Source organism: Streptococcus sp. 4155 (assembly GCF_013276695.1).
In the GTDB taxonomy this organism is placed as follows: Bacteria; Bacillota; Bacilli; order Lactobacillales; family Streptococcaceae; genus Streptococcus; species Streptococcus pseudopneumoniae.
On the sequence record NZ_VMLM01000050.1, the window covers coordinates 1 to 9,609 of the forward strand.

10 protein-coding genes and 9 tRNA genes are annotated in these 9,609 nt (G+C 41.9%); 18 read left to right on the plus strand and 1 reads right to left on the minus strand.

What is annotated here, in order from left to right; genetic code table 11:
• The first annotated feature begins 19 nt into the window (after window positions 1–19).
• From HT715_RS06410 to HT715_RS06490, 17 genes are all read left to right on the plus strand, one after another.
• A tRNA-Val gene (locus tag HT715_RS06410) sits at window positions 20–92 on the plus strand.
• Between the two features lie 2 nt (window positions 93–94).
• Window positions 95–167 (plus strand) — tRNA-Asp (locus tag HT715_RS06415).
• Window positions 168–191: 24 nt separating this feature from the next.
• A tRNA-Lys gene (locus HT715_RS06420) sits at window positions 192–264 on the plus strand.
• Between the two features lie 5 nt (window positions 265–269).
• Window positions 270–351 (plus strand) — tRNA-Leu (locus HT715_RS06425).
• Window positions 352–369: 18 nt separating this feature from the next.
• Window positions 370–442, plus strand: a tRNA-Thr gene (locus HT715_RS06430).
• Between the two features lie 22 nt (window positions 443–464).
• Window positions 465–536: transfer RNA gene (locus HT715_RS06435), tRNA-Gly, on the plus strand.
• A 7-nt stretch (window positions 537–543) separates the two neighbouring features.
• Window positions 544–629 (plus strand) — tRNA-Leu (locus tag HT715_RS06440).
• Between the two features lie 11 nt (window positions 630–640).
• Window positions 641–714 (plus strand) — tRNA-Arg (locus HT715_RS06445).
• 15 nt (window positions 715–729) lie between these two features.
• Window positions 730–803: transfer RNA gene (locus tag HT715_RS06450), tRNA-Pro, on the plus strand.
• Window positions 804–1,406: 603 nt separating this feature from the next.
• The gene (locus HT715_RS06455) at window positions 1,407–1,613 is read left to right on the plus strand and encodes a hypothetical protein (protein WP_007284993.1); all 207 of its coding nucleotides are present in this window, start codon (window positions 1,407–1,409) and stop codon (window positions 1,611–1,613) included.
• Window positions 1,610–1,774: a hypothetical protein gene (locus HT715_RS06460; RefSeq protein WP_000709172.1), complete on the plus strand. Its 165-nt coding sequence runs from the start codon at window positions 1,610–1,612 to the stop codon at window positions 1,772–1,774. The genes HT715_RS06455 and HT715_RS06460 overlap by 4 nt, the downstream gene beginning before the upstream one ends.
• A 16-nt stretch (window positions 1,775–1,790) precedes the next feature.
• Window positions 1,791–2,675: an ABC transporter ATP-binding protein gene (locus tag HT715_RS06465; protein ID WP_001055983.1), complete on the plus strand. Its 885-nt coding sequence runs from the start codon at window positions 1,791–1,793 to the stop codon at window positions 2,673–2,675.
• A 1-nt stretch (window position 2,676) separates the two neighbouring features.
• Window positions 2,677–3,414, plus strand: a complete 738-nt coding sequence (locus tag HT715_RS06470; RefSeq protein ID WP_054393245.1) for an ABC transporter permease — start codon at window positions 2,677–2,679, stop codon at window positions 3,412–3,414.
• Entirely contained in the window at window positions 3,414–4,511 is a 1,098-nt protein-coding gene (locus tag HT715_RS06475; protein WP_054393244.1) for a sensor histidine kinase, read from the plus strand. The genes HT715_RS06470 and HT715_RS06475 overlap by 1 nt, the downstream gene beginning before the upstream one ends.
• Window positions 4,512–5,111 (plus strand): response regulator transcription factor, encoded by a 600-nt coding sequence (locus tag HT715_RS06480; RefSeq protein ID WP_054393243.1) that lies wholly within the window; start codon window positions 4,512–4,514, stop codon window positions 5,109–5,111.
• Between the two features lie 311 nt (window positions 5,112–5,422).
• On the plus strand, window positions 5,423–6,433 hold the full coding sequence (gene ccpA / locus HT715_RS06485; RefSeq protein ID WP_000990604.1) for a catabolite control protein A: 1,011 nt from the start codon (window positions 5,423–5,425) through the stop codon (window positions 6,431–6,433).
• A gap of 130 nt (window positions 6,434–6,563) precedes the next feature.
• Entirely contained in the window at window positions 6,564–7,148 is a 585-nt protein-coding gene (locus HT715_RS06490; protein WP_166736168.1) for a hypothetical protein, read from the plus strand.
• Window positions 7,149–7,187: 39 nt separating this feature from the next.
• Here HT715_RS06490 and HT715_RS06495 read toward each other — a convergent pair whose 3' ends face one another.
• Complete coding sequence (locus tag HT715_RS06495) at window positions 7,188–8,150, minus strand: asparaginase (protein WP_138707358.1); 963 nt, start codon at window positions 8,148–8,150, stop codon at window positions 7,188–7,190.
• A 65-nt stretch (window positions 8,151–8,215) separates the two neighbouring features.
• Here HT715_RS06495 and HT715_RS06500 point away from each other — a divergent pair, with 65 nt between their 5' ends.
• Window positions 8,216–9,607, plus strand: coding sequence for a Cof-type HAD-IIB family hydrolase (locus HT715_RS06500; protein WP_166735940.1), 1,392 nt, complete (start codon window positions 8,216–8,218; stop codon window positions 9,605–9,607).
• Window positions 9,608–9,609: the final 2 nt, after the last annotated feature.

Genomic DNA, 9,609 nt, shown 5'->3' on the forward strand with positions numbered 1-9,609 from the left:
GGGAAGTCGCTTAGCTTTAGGGAGTTTAGCTCAGCTGGGAGAGCATCTGCCTTACAAGCAGAGGGTCAGCGGTTCGATCCCGTTAACTCCCAAAGGTCCCGTAGTGTAGCGGTTATCACGTCGCCCTGTCACGGCGAAGATCGCGGGTTCGATTCCCGTCGGGACCGTTTAAGGTAACGCAAGTTATTTTAGACTCGTTAGCTCAGTTGGTAGAGCAATTGACTTTTAATCAATGGGTCACTGGTTCGAGCCCAGTACGGGTCATATATGCGGGTTTGGCGGAATTGGCAGACGCACCAGATTTAGGATCTGGCGCTTAACGGCGTGGGGGTTCAAGTCCCTTAACCCGCATTGAGATATAATAGATGAGCCGGCTTAGCTCAGTTGGTAGAGCATCTGATTTGTAATCAGAGGGTCGCGTGTTCAAGTCATGTAGCCGGCATTTTTAGATAGAAGAAAATAGTGCGAACGTAGTTCAGTGGTAGAACACCACCTTGCCAAGGTGGGGGTCGCGGGTTCGAATCCCGTCGTTCGCTTAGAGAGGCCGGGGTGGCGGAACTGGCAGACGCACAGGACTTAAAATCCTGCGATTGGTAACGATCGTACCGGTTCGATTCCGGTCTTCGGCATAAACTAATGAGCACCCTTAGCTCAACTGGATAGAGTACCTGACTACGAATCAGGCGGTTAGAGGTTCGACTCCTCTAGGGTGCATTTTTCTATTTAACTCGGGAAGTAGCTCAGCTTGGTAGAGTACTTGGTTTGGGACCAAGGTGTCGCAGGTTCGAATCCTGTCTTCCCGATACATTACAGAGATATGTGAGTCTCTATTTTTAAAACTAGATATTATATACATTCAGAGAGAATCAGTTTGGTTCTCTCTTTTTTGATTTTCAGCAATTCATTTTGGCAGCGTATACTTTTTGTCTCCAGTCTTTTCAATAAATACCGTAGTTTAGGTAACCACATTGAAATTTAACAGATTTTATATTAAATTGAATTTGGAATAGTATAACATCTCTTCCAAAATATTGTTATAAATTGATTTGGATTCCAAAATTAAATTGTTCGATTCTTATTTTATTTTATTATATAACTCTTATAAATTTAGCCTCCTATAAATTTTTAAGAAAGCAATAGAAGGGTTTTGTTCAACGTATAATATATATGTTTGCCTGATAAAAATTTCTACTTTTTTGATTTTAAATAAGTATTAGTTTACATTATGGTGTGAATTGGGTTTGATATCTCTTTTGAGGAAGTTGCCTTAGATTTTTCTAATTGTGTTTTATTGTATAGTGTATCTTGCTTGTTTTGAACATAATTTTTTATGACATTTGTCATATTTTCTAGTGACAGAAGCTTCTATCTCCTCTGATTTCAAAAGACTATAATTGTAGTACCAAATGGAGGAAGAAGAGATAAGAAATAAAATGATTATCGCTGTAAGTCTAGTAGCAGCAGGAGTTATGACCTATCTCATGTTTTCGGGATTGGATGAGGATTTCTATCATTTTCCTTGGGAGGTCTTTGCTGGATTTGGAATGATGTCTTGGCTTGTTAGAGAAGGTTTGAAATTAGTCGGAGATGTGAAAAAGGAGTTTGAGGAATGAAAAAAGCGATTATCTATCTCTTTATTGGTCTGTCACTCTTGGTATGGTTGGTAGAAATGTTTACAGGTTGGTTTGATCAAGACTTCCTTTACCAATTCATCCGTGGTGCTTGGGGTTTTGGATTTATGATTTTCGTCGTTTTCCCTATGGGAATGGAGTGATTGAAAGGAGAATATTATGAACATGATTAAGGTACAAGGCTTACATAAAAACATCAAGGGTAAGGCTATTTTGAAGGATATTTCCTTTGAGATAGCTGAAGGTGAATGTGTTGCCATGATTGGGCCAAACGGAGCAGGAAAGACCACACTCTTGGACTGTTTGCTCGGAGATAAATTGGTCTCCAGCGGTCAAGTATCTATTAAAGGTTTACCAGTAACGAGTTCTCAGTTAGACTATACAAGATCCTACCTCCCTCAAGAGAATGTAATCGTTCAGAAACTAAAGGTAAAAGAGTTGATTGCTTTCTTTCAAAAAATTTATCCAAATTCCTTGAGCAATCAGGAAATCGATCAACTATTGCAGTTTGACCAGCAACAGAAAGAGCAATTAGCAGAAAAATTGTCAGGCGGGCAAAAGCGTCTCTTCTCTTTTGTCTTGACCTTGATTGGGCGACCAAAGCTTGTCTTTTTAGATGAGCCAACTGCTGCCATGGATACCTCTACCCGTCAACGTTTTTGGGAAATTGTTCGGGACCTAAAAGCGCAAGGAGTCACCATTCTCTATTCCTCCCATTATATCGAAGAGGTAGAACATACAGCTGACCGGATTTTGGTTTTAAATAAGGGAGAGTTGATTCGTGATACGACGCCTCTAGCTATGCGTAGCGAGGAAATAGAAAAGCATTTTATCCTTCCTCTAGCTTACAAGGAAGTCATTGAGCAGTCTAATTTGGTTGAAAACTGGTCACAAAAACAAGATGCTTTGCAAGTAGTTACACGTGAAGCGGATGCTTTTTGGCAACTGTTAGTGCAAGCAGGATGTAGGATTCAAGAAATTGAAGTCAATAATCGTAGCTTGTTGGATACAATCTTTGAAGAAACACAAAAGGGAGATGACTAAGATGAAACGATGGATCGCACTAAACAAGATAGAATTTCTATTGACCAAACGGCAATCAGTCTATTATTTATTATCAGTAGGGATGCCGACAGCCTTCTATTTATTCTTTTCTGGCATCTACCAGGAGACACCAGGTGGACCAGCTAATTTTATGCGTGATTACCTCATCTCCATGACGGCTTTTTCCATGATGTCGACAGCTATCTTTTCATTCCCAGCTGTTTTACATACAGATAAGATCAACAACTGGCAGAAAACATTACGTCATAGTCCTGTAAATATGGTAGAATATTATCTATCAAAGATAACAAGTATGCTGGTTGATTATTTGGTTTCAATCTTGGTGGTTTTCTCAGTTGGGCATTTTGTAAGAGGTGTGGATATGCCTTTAGCAAGCTGGGTTGGAGCTGCGATTTTGCTGATTATGGGAAGTATTGCTTTTGTAGCGCTTGGCTTGGCCTTGACTCTCTTACCAACTAGTCAGCTGATGTCTGTCGTGGGCAATCTTCTTTACCTTGGCTTGGCTGTTTTAGGTGGGCTCTGGATGCCTATCTCTTTATTTCCAGACTGGATGCAAGCAGTCGGTAAGTGTCTCCCGACCTATCAGTTGATGGAGTTGCTCAAGACCTTCTTAAACAAGGGTGGCATCAATCTATCAGCCACAGTTTATTTACTTGTTTTTTCAGCAGTTTTATTTGGTTTGACTATTTACCTTCAAGGTCATAAGGAGAATGCTTAATGCTTGAAAGACTGAAAAGCATACACTATATGTTTTGGGCCAGTTTGATTTTTATGCTTTTTCCCATCCTACCTGTAGTGATTGGGGAGCTTCCTGCTTGGCATTTATTGGTTGATATTCTATTTGTAGTGACGTATTTGGGTGTTTTAATAACTAAGAACCAGCGCCTATCTTGGCTTTTCTGGGGGATCATGCTGGTCTATGTAGCTGGGAATACTGTCTTAGTTCATGGCAACTATGTCTGGTTCTTCTTTTTCCTTGCCAATCTCTTGATTTATCATTTTAGAGTGCGTAGTTTAAAGTCTTTACATGTATGGACATTTTTCCTTGCTCAAGTCCTTGTTGTGGGGCGACTTTTGATTATTCAGAGAATCGAAGTTGAGTTTCTAGTCTATATGCTTGGAATTCTTACTTTTGTCGATTTGATGACTTTGGGCTCGGTTCGGATTCGCCTTATCGAGGATTTGAAAGAAGCTCAGGCTAAGCAGAATGCCCAGATAAATCTTTTGCTTGCTGAAAATGAACGCAGTCGTATCGGTCAGGATTTGCATGATAGTCTGGGACACACCTTTGCTATGCTGAGTGTCAAGACAGATCTGGCCCTGCAGTTATTTCAGATGGAGGCTTATCCACAGGTGGAAAAGGAATTAAAAGAAATTCACCAGATAAGCAAGGATTCCATGAATGAAGTGCGAACCATTGTGGAAAATCTGAAATCACGGACCTTAGCATCAGAACTTGAAACTGTCAAAAAGATGTTAGAGATTGCTGGAATTGAGGTGGAAACGGCTAATCAACTAGATACCGCTAGCCTTACTCAGGAATTGGAGTCAACGGCTTCCATGATTTTGCTTGAGTTGGTGACCAATATCATCAAACATGCTAAAGCGTCTAAAGTCTACTTAAAATTAGAACGGACAGAGAAGGAACTCATTCTAACAGTGAGAGATGATGGCTGTGGCTTTGCTTCTATAAAGGGGGATGACCTCCATACAGTTCGAGATCGTGTTCTTCCAATTTCGGGAGAAGTAAAGGTAATTAGTTGGAAACAACCGACAGAAGTTCAGGTTCGACTAGCTTATAAGGAGAGAAACTAGATGAAAGTATTAGTCGCAGAAGATCAAAGTATGTTGCGAGATGCCATGTGCCAGTTGCTCACGCTTCAACCGGATGTAGAGTCTATCTTTCAAGCCAAGAATGGGCAAGAAGCAATCCAACTATTAGAAAAGGAGTCTGTGGATATCGCCATCCTTGACGTAGAAATGCCTGTTAAGACAGGTCTTGAAGTCTTGGAGTGGATACGAGCAGAAAATCTAGAAACAAAGGTGGTTGTGGTGACGACCTTCAAGCGTCCTGGGTATTTTGAACGTGCGGTCAAGGCTGGAGTAGATGCTTATGTATTAAAAGAAAGAAACATTGCAGACCTCATGAAAACCTTGCACACCGTCCTCGAAGGACGCAAGGAGTATTCGCCTGAATTGATGGAAGTGGTGATGACGCATCCCAATCCATTAACAGAACAAGAAATCGCAGTTTTAAAGGGAATTGCTCAGGGCTTCTCTAACCAAGAAATTGCAGACAAACTTTATCTATCCAACGGAACAGTCCGAAACTATGTCACTAATATTCTTTCGAAACTAGATGCAGGTAATCGAACAGAGGCAGCTAATATCGCGAAAGAATCTGGTTGGTTGTGATACTATCATAACGCGAAAACCATTATGTGTTAAAATTATTCAATCAAACAATTTGTAACTTGAGGGGGCTTAGTTTCCTCCTTTTTGTGGCTCTAAGGTGGTAGCAAGGAGCTAAACCTAGGCTTTCTATGAAATTTTTTCAATCAATCCTCAAAAAACACTTGAAAGTGTTTACAATTAGTGATAGAATGGAATAAGTAAAAATATGAAAACGAAATTTTCACATCTTCACTTTTGTAAGTAGATATAGAGCTTTAATCGGTGCCTCTACTTGTAAAAGAATGTGTGGGATAGAAAGGACAGGAAAAGGAATGAATGCAGATGATACAGTAACCATTTATGATGTCGCTCGTGAAGCAGGTGTTTCCATGGCGACGGTCAGCCGTGTGGTTAATGGCAATAAAAATGTAAAAGAGAATACCCGTAAAAAAGTGTTAGAGGTAATTGATCGTTTGGATTATCGTCCAAATGCAGTTGCGCGTGGTCTTGCAAGTAAAAAGACAACCACTGTCGGTGTCGTGATTCCAAATATTACCAATGGTTATTTTTCGAGTTTGGCTAAGGGGATTGATGATATTGCAGAAATGTACAAGTACAATATTGTCCTAGCTAATAGCGATGAAGATAACGAGAAAGAAGTTTCTGTTGTCAATACCCTCTTTTCAAAGCAGGTAGATGGCATTATCTTTATGGGTTATCACTTGACAGATAAAATTCGCTCAGAATTTTCGCGTTCACGTACTCCGATTGTTCTCGCAGGAACTGTGGATGTAGAGCATCAGCTTCCAAGTGTCAATATTGACTACAAACAAGCTACGATTGATGCAGTGACCTACCTCGCTAAAGAAAATGAGCGCATTGCTTTTGTCAGTGGTCCACTAGTGGATGACATCAATGGTAAGGTTCGTTTGGTTGGTTACAAGGAAGCTTTGAAAAAAGCAGATATTCCTTATAGCGAAGGCTTGGTATTTGAATCTAAATACACTTATGAAGATGGCTATGCCTTGGCAGAGCGCTTGATTTCATCAAATGCAACTGCAGCAATTGTAACAGGTGATGAGTTGGCGGCAGGTGTCTTGAACGGTTTGGCTGATAAGGGTGTTTCTGTACCAGAAGAATTTGAGATCATTGCCAGTGATGATTCGCAAGTCTCTCGCTTTACCCGTCCAAACTTGACAACTATTGCCCAACCTCTTTATGACCTTGGTGCCATTAGTATGCGTATGTTGACTAAGATTATGCACAAGGAAGTGTTGGAAGAACGTGAAGTTCTATTATCTCATGGATTAACAGAACGACGTTCAACACGAAAACGGAAATAGAAAAAATCAGGGAATCGAGAAGATTTCCTGATTTTGTGCTCTTAAACAAGAGATGTTGACTTAATAAATACCATAGAGCGGACTAGGCGGCTGGTTAAAGGCTGCGCAACACACTGCTTTGAGCTTGTAGATGAAACTGATGAAGTCAGCTCAAGTCCCTGTTTTGAGCTTGTGGATGAAACTGACGAAGTCAGCTCAAGTCCCTGCTTTGAGCTTGTGGATAGAACTAACGAAGTCAGCTCAAGCCCCTGCTTTGAGCTTGTGGATAGAACTAACGAAGTCAGCTCAAGTCCCTGTTTTGAGCTTGTGGATGAAACTGACGAAGTCAGCTCAAGTTCCTGCTTTGAGCTTGTGGATGAAACTGACGAAGTCAGCTCAAGTCCCTGCTTTGAGCTTGTGGATAGAATTGACGAAGTCAGCTCAAGTCCCTGCTTTAAGCTTGTGGATGAAACTGACGAAGTCAGCTCAAGTCCCTGCTTTGAGCTTGTGGATGAAACTGACGAAGTCAGCTCAAGTCGCTGCTTTGAGCTTGTGGATGAAACTGACGAAGTCAGCTCAAGTCGCTGCTTTGGGCTTGTGGATGAAACTGACGAAGTCAGCTCAAGTCCCTGCTTTGAGCTTGTGGATGAAACTGATGAAGTCAGCTCAAGTCGCTGCTTTGAGCTTGTGGATAGAACTGACGAAGTCAGCTCAAGTCCTTGCTTTGAGCTTGTAGATGGAAGCTGACGTGGTTTGAAGAGATTTTTCAAGAGTCTTAGCCTTCCATATAGTCTTTCAAATCTTGCCCTGTTAGTCCGGCATTGAGGGCAATGAGGAGTTTCAAGCGGGCTTTTTGGGCGTTGAGTTCTTTAATAAAGAAGACACCAGATTTTTGTAATTGCACGCCCCCACCCTGGTAGGCATAAACAGGCTCAGCGATACCGTTAAAGCATCGTGAAACCAGGGCGACTGGGATTCCTTTTTGCAGAAGGTTTTCTAATTTTTGAGCCGTTTCTTTGGGAATATTACCAGCTCCGAAGGCTTGGATAATCAAACCGTCCAATTGTTCCAAATCCAGCATATCAATCAGCTCATCTGTCATACCAGCATAAGCCGAGATGATAGGCACCAAGCCTTGTATGTAATCAAGATCAAAGCGAACACGAGGTTCAGCTGTTTTAAAGTAGAGGATTTCCTGTTTCATGATGAGACCGAGGGGACCATGTGTTGGGGTCTGGAAGGTGCTGACATTAGTCGTATGTGTTTTGGTGACATACTTGGCAGCGTGGATTTCATCGTTCATAACGACCAAAACTCCTTTGTCAGCAGCCCTGTCATCGCTGGCCACTCGCAAAGCACTCAGATAGTTATAAACACCATCACTACCGAGCTCATTGGAGCTGCGCATGGCTCCTGTTAGAACGATGGGCATGTGGGGAATTTTCATGGTATCGAGGAAATAGGCTGTTTCCTCTAAAGTATCGGTTCCGTGTGTGATCACCACCCCATCGTAGTTATCTGCTTCCTCTTTGATTTTTTGGTAGAGAGCCAGCATATGTTTGGGTTTGATATGGGGGCTTGGCAGGTTAAAAAAGTCCAAGGCATGAACTTGGATTCCTTCAAGTGGGTTGGACACATGATTCATAGGATTATCTGAACTCGTCACAACAGCGCCAGAAGCATCGGCCTGCATGGAAATAGTCCCACCTGTATGTAAAACAAGGATTTTCTTAGGCATGATTTACTTACTCTTTCTGAAATGTGGTATAATCATTGTATCACAAAAGGGGAGATTGGGATAGGATGGAAGTCAAAGCTGTTTTTTTTGATATCGATGGAACACTAGTCAACAATCGCAAGAGTGTTTTGAAATCCACTAGGGACGCGATTAAGATTGTTAAAGAACAAGGGGTGCTTGTCGGTGTAGCGACAGGGCGAGGACCTTTTTTTGTTAAGGAATTGATGGACGATTTGGACCTGGATTTTGCGGTAACCTATAATGGCCAGTACATCTTTACTAAAGACAGAGTCTTGTTCACGAGCCCTATTTCCAAGTTGCACTTGCGCCATCTAATTAGCTATGCTAAAAAAGAGGGTAAGGAGATTGCCCTAGGGACCAAGGATGCCATGTTGGGTTCCAAAATCATGTCTTTTGGTTTGGGTTCTTTTTCCCAACGAATCAGTCGCTTCGTTCCCTCTGTTTTAACCCGAACAGTGAGTCAGTCTTTTAATCGCATGGTCAGCAAGGTTGTTCCTCAAAAGGAAGAAGACCTGCTTCACCTGATGAATCAGCCTATCTACCAAGTTTTGATGCTGATGACGCCAGAAGAATCTGAGAAGGCGGCAGCTGATTTTGAAGACTTGAAATTGACACGTAGCAATCCTTTTGCTGCGGATGTCATCAATCAAGGAAACTCTAAATTGGAAGGCATTCGACTAGTCGGGAAAGAATATGGCTTTGACCTCAATCAAGTCATGGCCTTTGGTGACTCAGATAACGATCTAGAAATGCTGGCAGGTGTTGGGATGTCGGTTGCTATGGGAAATGGTAGTAGCAGTGTCAAGGAAGTTGCCAAGCACATTACCACCAGCAATCAGCAAGACGGAATCCACAAGGCCTTGGAACATTTTGGTGTTTTGGCTTCAGAAAAAGTCTTTGTCAGCCGTGACTATCATTTCAATAAGGTCAAGACCTTCCACCACATGATGGATGAACGAACCCAAGAAGAACCTCGAGCTTGGGATTTAGAAGGTGCAACCCATAGGGCTGGCTTTAAAATAGAAGAATTGGTGGAGTTTGTTCGAGCAGCCAGTCCTTCTGAAGAGGACTTTGGTCAAGCTCTATCGCAACTTCATCAGACTCTTGATAAGGCGGCAGATAAAGTAGCCAAGAAGACGCCTGCCCAGCAAGATTTGATAGGGCAAGTGGATGCCTTGATTGACACGCTTTACTTTACCTACGGTAGTTTTGTCTTGATGGGGGTGGACCCAGAACGTATTTTTGACATTGTCCATCAGGCTAATATGGGGAAAATTTTTCCAGATGGCAAGGCTCATTTTGATCCAGTGACCCACAAAATCTTAAAACCAGATGATTGGGAAGAAAAATATGCTCCAGAACCTGCTATTAAAAAGGAACTGCAGCGCCAGCTCAAGGCTTATGAGCGTCATAAAGAGAGAAATAATACTCAATGAAA